The following is a 17,147-nucleotide window of genomic DNA, read 5'->3' as shown; positions in this document are numbered from 1 at the left end:
CTGGAGGGATCAATCATGAAATACGTGACACTGAAAAAAGAACATGGTATCACAACCGTCACATTGAACAATCCGCCGGCAAATGTACTGTCTTCTTCATGCATCGCTGAATTGCGCTCCCTTATTCGAGAACTGGCCCGTGACGAAGATACAAAAGCGCTCATCATCACGGGAGAGGGCCGCTTCTTTGCGGCCGGAGCGGACATCAAAGAATTCGTTTCGAAATTAGGGGATCAAAAACAAGGATTGGCGCTCGCAGAAGATGGCCAGGCGCTCTGTGATGAAATCGAAGCTTTGAAAAAACCCGTCATTGCCGCAATCAACGGACCGGCTCTTGGCGGAGGTCTTGAACTGGCGATGAGCTGCCACTTCAGAGTCATATCTGACGAGGCGACAGTCGGTCTTCCGGAATTGAAGCTCGGCCTGATTCCTGCATTTGGCGGTACTCAGCGGCTCCGCAAGATCACGGATACAGCCGCTGCGCTCGATCTTATCCTCACAAGCCGGACGCTTTCAGCTGATGAAGCAGTAGAGATGAAGATTGCCCAGCTGGCCGTGAAAGGTGAGGAGCTGTTGAAGACGGCAACAGCTATCGCCTCGTCATTTGTAAAAGGAAAAAGCATGACGAGTGTCATGCGTGCAGTGGAATGCATTATCCAGGGCGCAAACGAAAGCATGGAAAAAGCGCTGGAAAGGGAGCGAAAAAGGTTTGCCGAGCTGTTTTTAACCGCTGATGCCAAAGAAGGAATTCACGCGTTCGTGGAGAAGCGTAAACCAGAGTTTCATCATTCATAAAAGGAGTGGATCCAGATGTCAGATGACGTTTTGTGTTCCGTTAATCAAAACGGCGCAGCAACGATCGTTCTCAACCGTCCGAAAGCGCTCAACTCGCTTTCTTATGATATGGTTCGTGTGATCGGTGATCAATTAAAAGAATGGGAGAGAGATCAAAACGTTTCTGTCGTCGTCATCAAAGGAAGCGGACCAAAAGGGCTTTGTGCCGGCGGTGATATTAAGGCACTTTATGAAGCTCGGTCATCAAAACAAGCTTTGCAAGAGGCAGAGCGTTTTTTTGAAAAAGAATATGAAGTCGACATGGCCGTCTATCGATTTTCAAAGCCGATCATCGCCTGCATGGACGGCATCGTCATGGGCGGAGGGGTAGGCCTGACATACGGGGCCAGCCACCGGATTGTGACGGAGAGAACAAAATGGTCGATGCCCGAAATGAATATCGGTTTCTTTCCGGATGTCGGCGCAGCCTACTTTTTAAACAAAGCGCCCGGGTACTTAGGACGCTATCTTGCATTAACAGCGTCTGTCATCCATGCCGCTGATGTGCTGTATATGAACGGCGCAGACATCTATATGACGAGTGTTGATTTAGAGCGCTTTATTCAAAAAGTGGAGCAGACGAATTGGAGGCATGTCAATATCGAGGAAAAGCTGGAACAGCTAATCGGCGAATTTCAAGCGAAACCGCACCAGGAGAGCAAGCTCGCTCCTGAACAAAACGCGATTGATCATCATTTTAAGCATGATACATTGGAAAAGATCATCCAGTCTCTCGAAAGCGAGGGGAGCGTTTTTAGTCTGAATGTGAAAAAACAGCTTCTCTCCAAGTCTCCATTTTCATTGAAAATCACCTTGAAACAACTGGCAGACGGCAAACAAAAAAAGCTGGAGGAATGCTTTGCCACAGATCTTGTGCTGGCCCAGAACTTTTTGAAGCATCACGATTTCTTCGAAGGTGTGCGGTCCGTGCTGATCGATCGCGATCAATCACCGAACTATCAGTACAGGCACATTTCAGATGTAACCGATGATGCCGTGAATCAGTTTTTTCACCCCCGAGCTGACCTTTAGATGTCAGCTCTTTTTTTGCGGAAATATTCTCCAATGTAAGATATCGTTCATTGCTGGACGCTGAACAAGGGCGAGATCTGGAACGGTGATTCATTAACGCCGATTGTCGAATAAAGCTTTAGATACATGATTTCAGCTCTATTGCAATGTAAATGGCGATTCTCAATTTTCATTGAGTAAGCATAGAAACCTTGATGGGCCGTGCGCCTTTCAATGTTTTTTGTGGTGAAGGCACTGTTGTTGGCGCCATACTTCATTCACCTAAAAAAACCCCTTGCGTTAAAGCGGACTTTAAGATTTATCCTGTAAATGAAACTGCCTTTATCAAAATAGAAATAAGGTGAAATATAATGTTGGTCACAAAGCCTGCCGTTCGGCTTCCCCGGGGTCTTCAAGCCAGGCATACAACTCTATTTGTCCGCAAAGCTGCAGCATTTGCGAGTGAGATCGTACTCGCTAAAAACGGCCAGACTGCAAACGGGAAAGACCTGATGGAAATCATAAATTTAGCGGTTCAAGAAGGAGATAAAATCACGTTAATCATAAATGGAGCGGATGAGCGAGCCGTAAAAGAGACTTTGGAAAAATTTCTTTTAAACTTGTAATGCAAAAGAAAAAAGCTGAAAGCGCAATATCGGTTTTTCGCAAGCATATCACAAGCTCCAACCATGACAAATCTTTTTCTTCAAAAATACGATTTCCATTGGCATCTCTTTTAATAAAGGGGAGAAGACCCTCTTTTTCATAATATCGGAGTGTATGCGTAGGCAAACCTACTTTTTCCGCAACTTCTTTTATCGAATACCCCATCTGATAACCTCCAACTCAACAAAATACACATTGGCTGCGTCAGCAAGCAATATTGTAATCTCCATCATGATTATAGACCTTAAAGTTCACTTTAAAGCAAGCCCTCTAGAAGACCAAAAAGCAAAAGGGACAAAGGACCCTTATGATGAATGGGGAAGATGAATCTTTCCGCGATGGTTAAGGGACAGGAAATTGCGGCAACTCGGACGGCAAATGTGAATACTGCCCTACGGGAGGAAATACGAAAGGGGGATGTGCGGACGTATCATTCATTGGACTGCGACTTGAAAATTTCCAAATTATAGATTATTATAATATTTGTACACATTAACAAAATATGTATTTAGGAGGTTGATAACATGAAATCTGGAAGATTAAGCAAGTATGTCTTGTCACTGTTTATGACCTTCGCAATGGTTCTATCCTTTCATGCCACATCCGCAAACGCTGCATCAGACGGCGCCATAACACCAAGTGAGTGCCCAACATTCATCGTACCCGATGATCACCAACCAACAGTTAAGGTTGGCGAATCCGGCCATTGGAATCTCTATTGTGGCAGTACGAGCGGTGCTCCAATTGATTTTTCAAATGAAGATTTATATGTTTCTGTTGATGATTCGAGTGCTCTAAATGTGTATGCTAATCCAGACAGAAACACACTGGACTACGAAGGACTGGGTAAAGGGAATGTAGAGGTCATGGTTTACTGGGCAAACAAACAACCGGGCACAACATATACATTTTTATTGGTGGAAGTAAAATAATTGCCGCGGCCCGTCATTTTTTCTAAATATCATATGGAACACTCTTATCGAAACCTTGATTGGCTATAGTCGTTCAAGGTTTTTTTGTCATGGCAGGGACTCTCCGCGGGGAAAGCCGCCGCACACCGGATACGCCTCGCTTTATCCGGCAATGTCCGCCGATTCAAACATACCGTTTCGATGGCCGCTCACGATGATCGAGTGTCCCCAAAACATATCGCCGGCAATCCATCAACATATGCGCCTCTAAAATATGCCTCGTTAAAAGGGATTTTGCTTCGTTTTATACTGACTAATTCTTTGACAATGCCGGCAACAGCTACTATAGTGGGATAGTATTGCCGTTTTTTTAATATTTACTGACTATTCAGGACATTTATTTTGAAAGCTATTAACTACTAAATGATCTAACAGTTGCACGTACTAAAAATCGGAGGACTTATGATGGCAAAAAAAATCCCTTATTCTTTTATTATCATTATCGGATTAATGCTGTTTGCATTATTTTTTGGTGCGGGAAATTTAATTTTTCCGCCTATGCTTGGTCAAATGGCCGGAGAGAAGGTATGGACAGCCAATGCTGGATTTTTAGTGACCGGAGTCGGCTTGCCGCTATTAGCAATCACAGCTTTTGTTTTTTCAGGCAAAAATGATTTGCAATCATTGGCCAGCCGTGTACATCCGTTGTTTGGCATAGCATTTACAACCATCCTTTATTTAGCAATCGGCCCTTTTTACGCGATTCCCAGATCCGGTAATGTATCGTTTGAAATCGGAGTCAAACCTTTTTTATCAAATGATGCAGGCCCTGCGGCATTAATCATATTTTCAATTTTGTTTTTCACGGTTGCATGCTTGCTATCCCTGAATCCAAGCAAAATTATTGATGTCATTGGAAAATTTCTGACACCTATTAAATTAACATTTATCGGATTGCTCGTCGCGATCGCTATTATTCAGCCAATCGGAAGCTTTCAAGCGCCGTCTGAAGGATATACATCCAATGTATTTTTTAAAGGCTTCAAAGAAGGCTATTTTACATTGGATGCTCTTGTCGCGTTTGTGTTTGGAATTATTATTGTGAATGCAATGAAAGAGAAGGGAGCCACCTCTAAAAAACAGCTCATGATCGTTTGTGCAAAAGCGACAGCCATTGCTGCCGCACTCCTGGCTCTTATTTATTCCGCCCTTTCATATATGGGGGCATCCAGCGTTGAAAAACTGGGTCTTTTAGAAAATGGAGCCGCGGTTTTGGCTAAGGTTTCATCCTATTATTTCGGCAGCTATGGTGCAGTGTTTTTGGGCTTGATGATTACGGTAGCCTGTCTAACAACGAGTGTAGGGCTGATCACAGCGTGCTCTTCATTTTTTCATGGATTGTTCCCAAACATCTCCTATAAAAAAATGGCGGTCACTTTATCTATATTCAGCACCCTTGTAGCAAATATAGGGTTAACACAGCTCATTAATGTTTCAATGCCTGTATTAACGACTTTGTATCCTATCGCGATTTCTTTAATATTTTTAACATTTTTGCACCCTTTATTTAAAGGGCGGAGGGAAGTATATCAAGGCAGTTTGATATTAACCTTTATCATCAGCCTTTTTGACGGCTTGAATGCTGCCGGCATAAAAATCGATGCTATCAATCAAGTGTTCAATCGGTTTCTCCCGATGTATAACATAGGATTAGGATGGCTGCTCCCGGCGCTTGCGGGAGGAATAGGCGGTTACCTCATTCATTTGCTCCGTAAGAAAAATCACCCTGTGGGAAAATTCAATTAAATCGATGAACAAATGGTCGGAATTTGCGATATTTATAAAAGCCTCTGCTGCGCAGCAGAGGCTTTTTTTGTTCAGTTGCAGCACTCATCGCTGAAGTCCGAGGGATCCTTTCATATTTTTGCGATGGTTTTCCATAAATGGATATTCTATAATTGTGATAGTCATCCATATTATTAAAGAGAAAAGAGTGCTGAAAATGAGAATATGGTATTTTATTTTATCAGCAGGTATTTTATCAGCTATCATCGCTTTAGCTTACGATAAGACAGGAGCGAAAGAAGCGGAACCGGCAAACTGCTTATATGTTTCTCCAGATGGAAATGATCAAAATGAAGGCACGAAAGAAAAGCCGTTTCGTACATTGGCACATGCCGCAAAAGAGGCTGTCCCCGGCACAACCGTCATGATTCGGGAAGGCACATATCATGAAACACTTGATGTGAAGCACAGCGGGACGGACGAAAACCCCGTCACATTCCGAAACTATGAGAATGAAAAAGTCGTGATCAGCGGAGAAGCAGTTACAGACGCAGAATATGAAACACCGCTCGTTCATATTCATGATAAACATAACATTACAATCAGCGGGTTCACGATTCAGGATCTGTCTGTATCATCTGAAGAAGCAACCGCCATGGGAATTTATGTATCAGGCTCCAGCAGTCATATAACCATGAAGAACAATCATATTCGGGATATAAAGACAACAGCAGATGACGGAAATGCCCACGGAATTGCCGTCTATGGCTCGGGCAGCATGAAAGACATTAAGATCGAAGACAATACGGTTGAAAAGCTGACACTCGGAGCGAGTGAAGCGGTCGTGCTGAACGGAAACATTGACGGTTTCACGATCAGCGGCAATGTCGTCCGTGACAATAACAACATCGGAATTGATCTGATCGGTTATGAAGGAACGGCCGATCAAAACGATTTTGTGCGCAACGGTGTCGTAGAAAACAATACAGTTTATCATAACTCGACTTACGGAAATCCCGCATATGGAGATGATTACTCAGCGGGCGGAATCTATGTCGATGGAGGACAAAGGATTGACATTAAGAAAAACATCGTCTACGAAAACGATATCGGCATTGAAGCAACGTCTGAACATAGAGGGAAATATGCTGACGATGTTCAAATAACCGACAACACAGTGTATGAGAACGCGTATACCGGTATTTCAATCGGCGGATACGACAACAAGCGGGGAGGCACCAGCAACTCCGTCATTGCGCACAATATTATGTACCGTAATGATACAAAGGGTCTCTATGGCGGACAGCTTTTGCTGCAATATGATACAAAAAATAACAACATCGAAAAAAACATCATGACAGCAAGTCATTCGCGAATATTTATTGCAAACGATTTTACGAAGAATGACGAAAATATAGTGAACCATAACGTGTACCATAAGGAAGCCGGTAAAGATGGCTTATGGATTTGGAAAAAGAATGAATACGACTCGTTTTCATCATATCAAAAGGCAACAAATCAAGATCAAGAATCGATTTATGCCGATCCGATGTATCGTGATGAGAAGTCTTATGACTTTACATTGGATCCAGATTCACCTGCTTGGTCAGTCATGAAGTAAAGCGCAATAATTGAATTGCTGAATCCCCCTTTATGGGGGCTTTTTTATTTATGGATAACATTGAATTCACCGGCAGCTGCCTGGTGTTTGTTTTTTAGTCATGATGTATTGACAAATCGGAAGGGAAATTTTATTATATCTATAAATGATATATCAATAATTGATATAATAAATGGGGTGACCACTTGCCTAAGCAGCGTCCGCAAGAAATGGATCAGTTCACCGATCCAGCGTATTACATCGTTTTAACATTACTGGAACCAAAACACGGATATTCCATTATGCAGGAAATAGAGGAGATGACCGACCATTCCTTTATCATCGGTCCGGCTACACTATACACCCTGTTGAAGAAATTACTTCAAGAAGAGATGATTGAACTTGTAAACAATGAAAACCCGCGCCGCAAAGTGTATCGAACAACCTTGCACGGCCGAGAACTGCTAAAGAAAGAAATTCAACGCAGAAGAGTGATGGCTGAACACGGGGAGCTCGCTTTTCAACAATTGAAAGGGGATTAACATGATACAAAAAAAATATATTATGTCCGAAGGCTTGGCTTTTTCAGAGGAAAAAGATATGAAGAAACTCAAATATATGGCCAGCAAAGGCTGGCTGCTCGACTCATTTGCATTTATGGGCTATAAACTTAAAAAAGCCAAGCCGCAAAATGTAACATACAGCATTGACTATCAGGATATTGATGATGACAGCTTTGAGGAATATACAGAAACGTTTGAAGCCGGAGGGTGGACACATGTATGCTCTTCTCATGGAATGCATATCTTCGCTGCAGAGCCCGGGACTGCTCCGATATATACAGATCGATCAACCCTGATTGAAAAGTATAAGAGAAGCGAAACATCTGTTCGACATGTCACTATTGTCTTGATTTGCTTAACTCTCTTAGCAACAATCCTTCATTACATAACAGGCATATCAAAGTGGGTGCCTTTGACATGCTTCCTCGTGACCTTGCCGTCTGTCCTGACGTTAGCTGCAGCGAAAGGAAGGGTGCTTGGAATATGGGGAAAATCAGTGTGACAATTAGATGATGATGCAGTAACGGAGCCGCTCGAACAATGGTAGCGGGAAATGAAGAAAGAACCTGGTCAAACTATCCAGGTTCTTTTTAGATTGCATAAAAACATACGTGATGATATAATCAGATGATGTGCGTTTCTGATTATATGTTATAGATATCCCATTTTATATTTTAATTGTATCACGTCGCAAAGCTCATGTCAAATTTTTTTTAGAAGGAGAGATGCAGAATGAGTTCTTTGGTTCTCGGTTTTCACGAAATGGAAAAAACACAGCTTTTACTCGTTGGGGGAAAAGGGTTAAATTTAGGGGAATTATCAAAAATTCAAGGACTACAAGTACCAGAAGGATTTTGTGTCACAACAGCGGGATATCAAAAAGCGGTCGAACAAAACGAAACGTTCCAAGCGTTGGTGGATCAATTAACAATGCTCAAAGCGGAAGATCGAGATCAAATTGGTGAAATCAGCAGGAAGATTCGACGACTCATTATGGAAACAGAAATCCCAGCCGATGTGGTGAAAGCAGTTGCCCACTATCTCTCCCAATTTGGCGATGAACATGCTTATGCCGTGCGTTCCAGTGCAACGGCTGAAGATTTACCACATGCCTCTTTTGCCGGTCAACAAGACACCTATTTAAATATCATCGGAAAAGAAGCCATCTTGCAGCATATCAGCAAATGTTGGGCTTCCCTATTTACAGATCGCGCAATCATCTATCGTATGCAAAATGGATTTGACCACAGTCAAGTTTATTTATCTGTTATCGTTCAAAGGATGGTTTTCCCACAGGCATCAGGAGTCTTATTTACCGCTGACCCGATAACTTCCAACCGTAAGCTGCTGTCGATTGATGCCTGTTTTGGACTCGGAGAAGCGCTGGTCTCCGGCTTGGTATCTTCCGATGGTTATAAAGTACAGGAAGGAGAAATCACGGGTAAGCGGATAGCAACCAAAAAATTGGCGATCTATGGACGAAAAGAAGGCGGAACAGAAACACGGCAGATCGCTCCTGATCAACAAAAGACGCAAATACTGACTGATGAACAAATTTTACAACTGGCACGCATCGGAAGACAGATGGAAGCTCATTTCGGCCAGCCGCAAGATATCGAATGGTGTTTGGTCCACGATACATTTTATATTGTCCAGAGTCGGCCAATAACGACTTTATATCCCATCCCTGAAGCGAGCGATCAAGACAATCACGTCTATATCTCTGTCGGTCATCAACAAATGATGACGGATCCCATAAAACCACTGGGATTGTCTTTTTTTCTGCTGACGACTTCTGCACCCATGCGTAAAGCTGGTGGAAGGTTATTTGTTGATGTTACACATCATCTGGCATCACCTGACAGCAGACAATTTTTATTAAATAGCATGGGACAACACGATCCGCTCTTAAAAGACGCACTTATGACCATAATTGAGCGACGAGATTTCATTAAGTCGATACCAAATGATAACACAACACCGAATCCCAGCAGAAGCAATGCAGATATGCCGGCTCCAGCTGAAAACGATCCGACAATCGTTTCTGATTTGATGAAGAGCAGTCAAACATCGATAGAAGAGTTAAAACAAAACATCCAAACGAAATCAGGGTCGGATTTATTTAGTTTTATTCTGGAAGATATCCAGGAATTAAAGAAGATTTTATTTCACCCAAAAAGTTCGGTTGTGATTCAAGCTGCTATGAATGCTTCATCATGGATTAACGAAAAAATGAACGAGTGGTTAGGTGAAAAAAACGCAGCAGATACGCTTTCTCAATCTGTACCCCATAATATTACTTCAGAAATGGGTCTTGCGCTGCTGGACGTCGCAGATGTGATACGTCCTTATCCAGAAGTAATTGCTTATTTACAGCATGTAAAAGATGATCACTTTTTGGATGAGCTGGTTCAGTTTGAAGGTGGACAGGAAATCCAAGACGCTATCTCTGCTTATCTCAACAAATACGGAATGCGATGTGCCGGAGAAATTGATATCACTAGAACTCGATGGAGCGAAAAACCAACTACACTTGTCCCTATGATTCTTAATCATGTCAAAAACTTTGAGCCTAATGCCAGCCATCGGAAATTTGAGCAAGGACGGCAGGAAGCTTTGAAGAAAGAACAAGAATTATTAGATCGGTTGAAGCAATTGCCGGATGGTGAACAAAAAGCCAAAGAAACAAAACGAATGATCGACCTCATCCGGAATTTCAGCGGGTATCGGGAATATCCAAAATACGGCATGGTGAATCGCTACTTCGTTTATAAGCAGGCTTTGCTGAAAGAAGCCGAACAACTTGTAGAAGTAGGCGCTATTCATGAAAAAGAAGATATATACTATCTCACTTTTGAAGAACTTCACGAAGTCGTACGCACAAAAAAATTAGATGACCAGCTCATCAGCAAACGAAAAGACGAGTACAAATTATATGAAAAACTAACTCCGCCGCGTGTAATCACGTCTGATGGCGAAATCATTACAGGCGAGTACAAACGAGAACATCTCCCGTCCGGAGCGATTGCAGGTCTGCCTGTTTCCTCCGGAGTGATAGAGGGGCGAGCCCGTGTCATTTTAAACATGGAAGATGCTGATCTGGAAGCTGGAGATATATTAGTCACCTCTTTTACCGATCCTAGCTGGACACCATTGTTTGTATCCATAAAAGGCCTGGTCACCGAAGTCGGCGGATTGATGACCCATGGAGCCGTTATCGCCCGCGAATATGGGTTACCGGCAGTAGTCGGAGTAGAGAATGCCACCCAGCTGATAAAGGATGGGCAACGAATTCGCGTTCATGGAACAGAAGGGTATATCGAAATATTGTAATGGCTGTCTATTGCAGCTAAGGAAAACGAGAGTAAAAAATTCACTTTACTCGCAGGAATCCTGCTTGAAAAAAAGCTCAGACATTTTCAAACAATATTTCTCCCCGAAAGCCTAGATTTGAAATCGTCGAAAACTTTCTTTGTCGTTATTAGTGTTAAGAACCATCTAATTCGTTTCCATATTATTTATGGAGTTTTTTAATTTTTGGATAAACAACTCTGTCACTAAAAATGACAGAATTATATATCCATGATGTACGATTGACAGAATTTTATGTACATGATGATCGGTAACGCCGTATTACCTAAAATTTGAGATTCACGGTCATTAAGCCCGCAGAGATCATACACCGAATAATCTTTTTTCAAATTATATTTTTGGTGGAGTAAGGGAGGTAATTAGATGGTTCATCTTGAAATTGTAAGTTATGCCAGAACAACACGCCGCAAATGAAGTTTTGACCAAAGGGATTATCTACTGAAGGGACTAAATTTGGAGGGAATAGAAAATGGATGTAAAGACACTTTTGTCACAGCAATGGGCAAGCTGCTTAGATGAAGAAGACTGGTTTCCACCACTTGAAAAAGTGCTAGAGGATATCACTTTTGAACAGGCAATTTGGAAACCAGCTGATGGGGCAATGAATTCCATTTGGGAATTAGTTTGTCATTTACTTTTCTATGAAAAGAGATTTCTGATGCGGTTTATTGGTGAAACAGCGAATGAACCACAGGCAGAAAATAATGAATCTACATTTCGATTACCAACTGAGACGTTAGAAAATTGGAAGGAAACAAAACAAGAATACTTTTATGTTCATCGTGAACTTGGAAAAATACTAGCAAAATCAGAACATGAAGATTTGTATAGACAGATCCCAGGAGAAGATAATTCATTAGTGCTTGAACTGAAGAGTTTAGCAATGCACGACGCATATCATATTGGGCAAATTGTATTCCTTAGTAAAATGCAAGGAGCTTGGGCAGCGAAACGCAGCTTTTAAAAAAGCTTCATTAGCTTTACAGTTATTCAATTATAAGGCGCGAGTGTTGAGCAACATGGGTAGAAAATGATCAAACTTTTTTATAAAAACCAAACTTAAATCTGCTAAAGAAGAATCCATTTTGATCAATCTTTTTTCAAAATGGATTCTTCTTATTTATCGTAAAACAAGGACCTATGAGGGATTTTTGCTCAAACTTTATTTCAAAGCTACAAAAAGAGCTCACCCAGAGCACTATACCAGAGCACTATAATAGAAGAGCCGCAGCCACCCGGCTGGTCGATACGAAGTCGGAGCAGGAAGAGCTCGCCAACAAAAGCTACTCTTTGAGAGTAGCTTTTTTATTTATTGGAAGATACCCTTTGTGACTCAACTTCTATCTGTCAACAGTCAGTTTAATCAAGTTTTATTTTTTAAATTCTGCTTATTAATAGCTTAAATTCTATAAAATTATATTTACAAACTGACCTTGGTCAGTTAAAGTCAATGCGTGAGAAGAAAAATAAAAACAGTGAGTGAGAGGTAGCCATGGAATTGAATGTAGAAAAAATACATACTGCAAAAATGTGGTCATTGTCATTTGTTTTTGTGACGCTTGCAAATGCTTTCTTGTTTATGGTATTTGAAATGTTATTGCCGACTTTGCCTTTGTTTGTGACGGCTATTGGAGGAGGGGCAAAACAAGTCGGCTATGTCACGGGTATTTTTATGATCTCTGCAATTGCTGTTCGTCCTTTTGCAGGGGCACTGGCTTTAAGGTTCAATAAAAAATATTTGCTCATTTTAGGAATTGTGATCAGCGCTTTCTCAACAGGAGCCTATTACCTGGCGCCTGATGTCAGCGTTTTATTATTGATTCGCTTAATACATGGGGCCGGGTTTGGATTGGCGACGACCTATTTTGCGACAATCGCAGCCGAAATTATCCCTAAAGAGCGAAGAGGGGAAGGAATTGGATATTTTGGAGTAGGTGAGACAATTGCAGTTTCCGTTGGACCGATGATCGGTATCGCGGCTCTGGAGCTTTATGATTTTCAAAGGCTTTTTTTAGGCGGGATGTCCGTTCTTTTGCTGGCGGTACTTATGGCTGTTTTCGTGCGCAGACAGCCGGAAACAACTGGCACTGGCGGAAAGGGAACTGTAAAGTTAAAAGTATTGGAAAAACGTGTACTGTTTCCGTCAATTCTTATTTTATTCGTTGGTATTGCTGCATCTGGAATTATGTCTTTCTTTTCGCTCTATGCAATTGAAAAGGGGTTTCATAGTGTCGGGATGTTTTTCTTTTTGATTGCAGGAGCCAGTTTTTTTATACGGCTCATTTCCGGCAGAACATTTGACCGATACGGAGCTGCCGCCATCCTTATTCCCGCCTCGCTATTTTCAATAGCAGGGCTGTCAATATTATATTTCGCACAAACAAATGCAATGTTTTTTACAGCGGCTATATGCTACGGTTTTGGATTCGGCTCAATTTTTCCCGCCATCCAAACATGGTGTATAAACCTTGTGGAAGAGCATGAACATGAGGATGCAATGGGAACGTTCTTTAACTTTTTCGATATGGGAATTGGCGGAGGCTCCTTATTATTAGGTTTGGTTGCAACGGTTTATTCCTATCGTGAGATCTATATTGCCGCTATTTTCATGTACCTGCTGTTTGTTTTATTATATATTTTATATATCTTCTTGAAGAGAAAAACAGCCTGAAAATGGAGGGGAGGACGCTATATTGACCAGAGAGAATATAAAGCGTACAGCGGTTCGCCAATTTAATGAATTGGGCTATGAGGGAGTCAAAATGTCGCATATTGCAAAAGAATTGGGAATCAGAAAACAATCTCTCGCTTATCATTTTTCATCAAAAAAAGAATTGCTGATGGAAATATACCCCGAGATTGTTGGAGAGGAAATTTCATTTATCAATGAATACTTCGATTCCCGAAAACATACATCCGCAAAGAGTCAAATGTATGACTTTTTAAAAGAAAACCAAGTCCGTTTTCATGCATTGCCAAATGTAGCTTTTTTGCAGGCAATGTCCTTTAAAGCACCTGCTGAAGTAAGTGATTTTATTTCAGCCCAATACCTTTTATATTTGCATACTTTAAAAGAACGGATAGCGAATGTTTTCAAGGAATCGGATGTGAACTGTCCGCCGGAGAAGTGCGCGATAGGATTTATTACGCTTTATGACGGGCTTAACATTCAACTGGTGTACGAAAACAAACAATCATTTGAACGGTCTTTAGAGATCTCATTTGATATTTTTTGGCGCGGACTGTTGTAGGTGCATCTGTTACCGGAATCATGGTCAAAGGTATTCATTTATGGAGAAATTCTTGAAGATGTACAGAGATGATCCAAAGCGACGGTAAGTTCAAATTTGATTATGAGGACTTATCTGAAGCCAACGACCATATAAGTAAGGAAAATCATTTGGAAATATAAAAATTTAGGACTCCAACCAGAATAACGTTTGCCCCCTATGGTATTGAGTAGGGGGTTTTGTTACAGCTAAATTAAACGATGATTCTGTTTCTTAGTTTACATAATATATATTCTCGGAAGTTATTGAATTTAATGAGATTATGTCTCAATACCAAAGTATACTTATGTTAGTGAGACAGAATGAAAAATTTAGCGATAAACCGTATAAAAAGCAATTTCTTTTCCCCATTTATATATGTTCTTTTCAAGCGTCATGCCGATTCGTTCGGCAACTTTTCTGGACGGCAGATTTTTCGCATCAGGCAAAGAAACGATCTTTTTCAGGTTAAGTGACTCAAATCCGTAGCATTTGCATGCTGCGGCAGCTTCGGTTGCATAGCCGTTGCCCCACACGGGCCTTTTAAATAAATAGCCGATTTCCATTTCGCTTGCTCCTTCAACTTCCTGAGGAACGATTCCGCATTGGCCTAAAAATTCGCCTGTTTGTTTATGTTCTGCGATCCATAGGCCGACTCCGTGATTTTCATAGTTTCCCAGCGTCCAGTCGATCCATTGTAATGTCTGTTTTTCATTTTTTGTTGACGGATAATATTCCATCGCTTTCGGATCTGCAAAGATTTCAAGCAGGTTGTCGGCATCATCAATGGCCATTTTCCGCAAAATGAGCCGTTCTGTACGTAAGACAATTTGTGTCATGAGTCTCCTCTCCTTTATCCAAATTTATCTAGTAAGTTCATGATAAACCGTTTCTAATTCTTCCATTGTGATGTCCCCGTATGCGCATTTAATGACGGCATCGGCAAATTCATCGTAGTCATCATCTGTTGAAAAGCCTTGCTGCAGTTTTTTGGTATAAAGCTTGATTTGCTCTTGGCGTTTTTCAATATCTTGATCTTTGCCTGTGTAGTCTGGTCCATTGATGATGTCGCGGTTTTCCTTCACAAGCATCATATAATGCTGCAATGTTTCATCCATGCATCCACCTCCTTTCATGTTTTCAAAAAAATTCCTCATGCTTTATATTATAATATACATGAAAACGGACACCAAGTACCGGTGTCCGTCAAGAATGCCGTTATTTAGGTTCAGTGCCCCAAATCAGCTTTCCGTTTTCATATAATGTGATCTTTTTTGTATCTTTAAACGTGTTTGAATTTAAGAATGAATAGTCGCCGCTTTGCGCATAATTGCTCCAATCATCGTTGTGGAGGCGAATCTGGATTTCCCCGGTGCTTGCTCCTGGAGACAGTGTACCGTTTGTAAAGCCAAGTTCGAGGTATGTGTCTGCTCCTTTTACAGATTTGTTCAATTTCACGAATTTGTGCTTGATGCTGCTGCAGCCGATCTGTGCGTAGTCGCAGTCGTAATTTTGTCCTTTGTTGTTCGCTTTATACCAGTAGCGGACGGTCAAATTTTTGAGCGACACCGTTTTTTTGCTGTTGTTTTTAATATTGAGCTGCGGACGGATCTGATTTCCGTTCACATTGCCGTCCCCCGCTCTGTACTGTACAGCGATTGCATTTTTCTCGGTGCTGCTGCCTTGATCTGTTTGGTCACGGTCTGAATTTTTCTGATCAGAACCTTTTGAGCCTGAATCAGAATCGGTATCTTCAGATGAATTGTCTGGATTGCTTGTGCTGCGGATGTTTTCCCTTACAAATTTTCCGGATTCGGATAAATCAGACATTGACCAGCCTCCGGTTTTAGATGCGCCCGGGTTTAAAGCGGCTGACGACTCCTGTTTATCCGACAGATTCCAGTTGACCCAGCTGATCTTCTTGCTGTCCAAGAATTTTAGCCATTCGCGTGACTGGTCAAGATATACCCCGCCATTGCCGGAAGCATCGCTTGTTCCCCATTCGGTTACAAAAATCGGCGCTCCTTTGCTCAGCGCATAGTTTGCTTTATCCCGCAGCGATTGACCGTGCGTACCTGCGTAAAAATGGAGCGCATACATGACATTGTCGTCTTTCAGCTGGTTGTCTGCCGCATCGTTGACATCCTGGCTCCAAGTACCTGTCCCGACGATGACGATGTTATTGGGATCATTTTTGCGAATGACCGAAATCACGTCTTCCGCGTAAGGTTTGATGTCGCTGTTCCAGTTCACACCGCCGTTCGGCTCGTTTGCGATTTCATAAATGACATTTGGTGTATTGCCGTAAAGACTAGACATTTCTTTGAAAAATTCTTTTGCTTTCGCTTTGTTTTGGTTCGGATTGCCATCGCTTAAAATATGCCAGTCGATGATGACATATATTCCAAGCTCTTTTGCCGCTTCAACGGCTTCTTTCACTTTATTTTTAACAGACGGATTATCAATATATCCTCCCTCTGCCGTGTACATTGCCGCGCGGAACACATTGATGCCCCAGTCGTCTCTCAGCCATTTTAACGTATCTTTGTTGACATAATCGCCGTACCACTGCAGACCATGGGAGCTGATGCCTTTCAGCTGCACCGCTTTTCCATTTTGGTTGACGAGTTGTGTCCCTTTCAGCTTAAGCTGGCCGTTGACAGAAACAGGCGTTTTCGCTGCTGCTGATGCCGCTGGAACAAATGCACCGCTGATGACAAGCGCCGCCATCATGAAGCATGTGACAAAAACAGAAACAGAACGTTTGATTGATGACATTCTTTTTCCTCCATTTGATTTAGAATATGCTTTTTCTGCGAGCGTTTCTCACCTCTCTTCTCACTTTAAGCACGAACTGATTGTAAAAAACCTCTGGATGGATTGTCTATCAACCATATTTCTTGTTTTTGAATCCTTAAAAATCTATCTATTTCCTCTTTTCGTATTTATTGGGAGGCCGTAATGCTAGAAAACGGCATTCATCACTGCTAACCTTCAGGACTTTACACATCCTTTATCTATTAATTCCCAATTATAAGAATCAGAATAATAAAAATGTTTGGTTTCAAAAAAAACTATTCGGGAGAAAAGCGCTATAAAAAGATCAAACCATCGCCGCATGTCTCAAAAAATAAAC

At 41.7% G+C, this 17,147-nt stretch carries 15 protein-coding genes and 1 pseudogene; 12 read left to right on the top strand and 4 right to left on the bottom strand.

The features are described 5' to 3' along the window. The first annotated feature begins 15 nt into the window (after positions 1-15). The 3 genes from M654_RS12850 to M654_RS12840 all read left to right on the top strand — a co-directional run bounded on the left by M654_RS12850 (position 16) and on the right by M654_RS12840 (position 2,471). Complete coding sequence (locus M654_RS12850; RefSeq protein ID WP_026587292.1) at positions 16-795, top strand: enoyl-CoA hydratase-related protein; 780 nt, start codon at positions 16-18, stop codon at positions 793-795. 15 nt (positions 796-810) lie between these two features. Next, the gene (locus tag M654_RS12845) at positions 811-1,866 is read left to right on the top strand and encodes an enoyl-CoA hydratase/isomerase family protein (RefSeq protein ID WP_026587291.1); all 1,056 of its coding nucleotides are present in this window, start codon (positions 811-813) and stop codon (positions 1,864-1,866) included. A gap of 350 nt (positions 1,867-2,216) precedes the next feature. Then, entirely contained in the window at positions 2,217-2,471 is a 255-nt protein-coding gene (locus tag M654_RS12840) for an HPr family phosphocarrier protein (RefSeq protein WP_081692840.1), read from the top strand. On the opposite strand, the pseudogene M654_RS12835 reads toward M654_RS12840, so the two are convergent. Next, positions 2,455-2,676 (bottom strand): annotated as a pseudogene (locus M654_RS12835) (MerR family transcriptional regulator); the annotation flags it as partial. The gene M654_RS12840 and the pseudogene M654_RS12835 overlap by 17 nt on opposite strands. Before the next feature lie 359 nt (positions 2,677-3,035). On the opposite strand from M654_RS12835, the gene M654_RS12830 reads away from it, so the two are divergent. The 9 genes from M654_RS12830 (at position 3,036) to M654_RS12790 (ending at position 13,993) form a co-directional block, all read left to right on the top strand. Further along, on the top strand, positions 3,036-3,443 hold the full coding sequence (locus M654_RS12830) for a hypothetical protein (RefSeq protein WP_026587289.1): 408 nt from the start codon (positions 3,036-3,038) through the stop codon (positions 3,441-3,443). Positions 3,444-3,887: 444 nt separating this feature from the next. Next, on the top strand, positions 3,888-5,228 hold the full coding sequence (gene brnQ / locus M654_RS12825) for a branched-chain amino acid transport system II carrier protein (RefSeq protein ID WP_026587288.1): 1,341 nt from the start codon (positions 3,888-3,890) through the stop codon (positions 5,226-5,228). Positions 5,229-5,424: 196 nt separating this feature from the next. Beyond that, a complete protein-coding gene (locus M654_RS12820) occupies positions 5,425-6,828 on the top strand; it encodes a right-handed parallel beta-helix repeat-containing protein (RefSeq protein ID WP_026587287.1) in 1,404 nt (467 codons plus the stop codon). A gap of 185 nt (positions 6,829-7,013) precedes the next feature. After that, a complete protein-coding gene (locus M654_RS12815; protein ID WP_026587286.1) occupies positions 7,014-7,349 on the top strand; it encodes a PadR family transcriptional regulator in 336 nt (111 codons plus the stop codon). Position 7,350: 1 nt separating this feature from the next. After that, positions 7,351-7,872, top strand: coding sequence for a DUF2812 domain-containing protein (locus tag M654_RS12810; protein ID WP_026587285.1), 522 nt, complete (start codon positions 7,351-7,353; stop codon positions 7,870-7,872). A gap of 230 nt (positions 7,873-8,102) precedes the next feature. After that, positions 8,103-10,703, top strand: a complete 2,601-nt coding sequence (gene ppsA, locus M654_RS12805) for a phosphoenolpyruvate synthase (RefSeq protein ID WP_026587284.1) — start codon at positions 8,103-8,105, stop codon at positions 10,701-10,703. 508 nt (positions 10,704-11,211) lie between these two features. After that, positions 11,212-11,706, top strand: a complete 495-nt coding sequence (locus M654_RS12800; RefSeq protein ID WP_026587283.1) for a DinB family protein — start codon at positions 11,212-11,214, stop codon at positions 11,704-11,706. A gap of 528 nt (positions 11,707-12,234) precedes the next feature. After that, complete coding sequence (locus M654_RS12795) at positions 12,235-13,413, top strand: MFS transporter (protein WP_026587282.1); 1,179 nt, start codon at positions 12,235-12,237, stop codon at positions 13,411-13,413. Positions 13,414-13,435: 22 nt separating this feature from the next. Next, entirely contained in the window at positions 13,436-13,993 is a 558-nt protein-coding gene (locus tag M654_RS12790; protein ID WP_026587281.1) for a TetR/AcrR family transcriptional regulator, read from the top strand. A gap of 350 nt (positions 13,994-14,343) precedes the next feature. Here M654_RS12790 and M654_RS12785 read toward each other — a convergent pair whose 3' ends face one another. The 3 genes from M654_RS12785 to M654_RS12775 all read right to left on the bottom strand — a co-directional run bounded on the left by M654_RS12785 (position 14,344) and on the right by M654_RS12775 (position 16,780). Then, complete coding sequence (locus M654_RS12785; RefSeq protein ID WP_026587280.1) at positions 14,344-14,850, bottom strand: GNAT family N-acetyltransferase; 507 nt, start codon at positions 14,848-14,850, stop codon at positions 14,344-14,346. A gap of 24 nt (positions 14,851-14,874) precedes the next feature. Continuing rightward, a complete protein-coding gene (locus M654_RS12780; RefSeq protein WP_026587279.1) occupies positions 14,875-15,129 on the bottom strand; it encodes a YnfE family protein in 255 nt (84 codons plus the stop codon). A gap of 100 nt (positions 15,130-15,229) precedes the next feature. Further along, positions 15,230-16,780: a cellulase family glycosylhydrolase gene (locus tag M654_RS12775; protein ID WP_026587278.1), complete on the bottom strand. Its 1,551-nt coding sequence runs from the start codon at positions 16,778-16,780 to the stop codon at positions 15,230-15,232. Positions 16,781-17,147: the final 367 nt, after the last annotated feature.

Origin of the sequence: Bacillus sp. NSP9.1 (genome assembly GCF_000465465.2) — a bacterium.
Taxonomy (GTDB): domain Bacteria; phylum Bacillota; class Bacilli; order Bacillales; family Bacillaceae; genus Bacillus; species Bacillus sonorensis_A.
This window is presented reverse-complemented; position numbering and strand designations above follow the sequence as displayed.

Excerpts from the sequence above, each read along its gene's own strand:
- M654_RS12850 (WP_026587292.1), top strand. The coding sequence starts at position 16 with ATGAAATACGTGACACTGAAAAAAGAACATGGTATCACAACCGTCACA.
- M654_RS12845 (WP_026587291.1), top strand. The coding sequence starts at position 811 with ATGTCAGATGACGTTTTGTGTTCCGTTAATCAAAACGGCGCAGCAACG.
- M654_RS12840 (WP_081692840.1), top strand. The coding sequence starts at position 2,217 with ATGTTGGTCACAAAGCCTGCCGTTCGGCTTCCCCGGGGTCTTCAAGCC.
- M654_RS12830 (WP_026587289.1), top strand. The coding sequence starts at position 3,036 with ATGAAATCTGGAAGATTAAGCAAGTATGTCTTGTCACTGTTTATGACC.
- brnQ (WP_026587288.1), top strand. The coding sequence starts at position 3,888 with ATGGCAAAAAAAATCCCTTATTCTTTTATTATCATTATCGGATTAATG.
- M654_RS12820 (WP_026587287.1), top strand. The coding sequence starts at position 5,425 with ATGAGAATATGGTATTTTATTTTATCAGCAGGTATTTTATCAGCTATC.
- M654_RS12810 (WP_026587285.1), top strand. The coding sequence starts at position 7,351 with ATGATACAAAAAAAATATATTATGTCCGAAGGCTTGGCTTTTTCAGAG.
- ppsA (WP_026587284.1), top strand. The coding sequence starts at position 8,103 with ATGAGTTCTTTGGTTCTCGGTTTTCACGAAATGGAAAAAACACAGCTT.
- M654_RS12800 (WP_026587283.1), top strand. The coding sequence starts at position 11,212 with ATGGATGTAAAGACACTTTTGTCACAGCAATGGGCAAGCTGCTTAGAT.
- M654_RS12795 (WP_026587282.1), top strand. The coding sequence starts at position 12,235 with ATGGAATTGAATGTAGAAAAAATACATACTGCAAAAATGTGGTCATTG.
- M654_RS12785 (WP_026587280.1), bottom strand. The coding sequence starts at position 14,850 with ATGACACAAATTGTCTTACGTACAGAACGGCTCATTTTGCGGAAAATG.
- M654_RS12780 (WP_026587279.1), bottom strand. The coding sequence starts at position 15,129 with ATGGATGAAACATTGCAGCATTATATGATGCTTGTGAAGGAAAACCGC.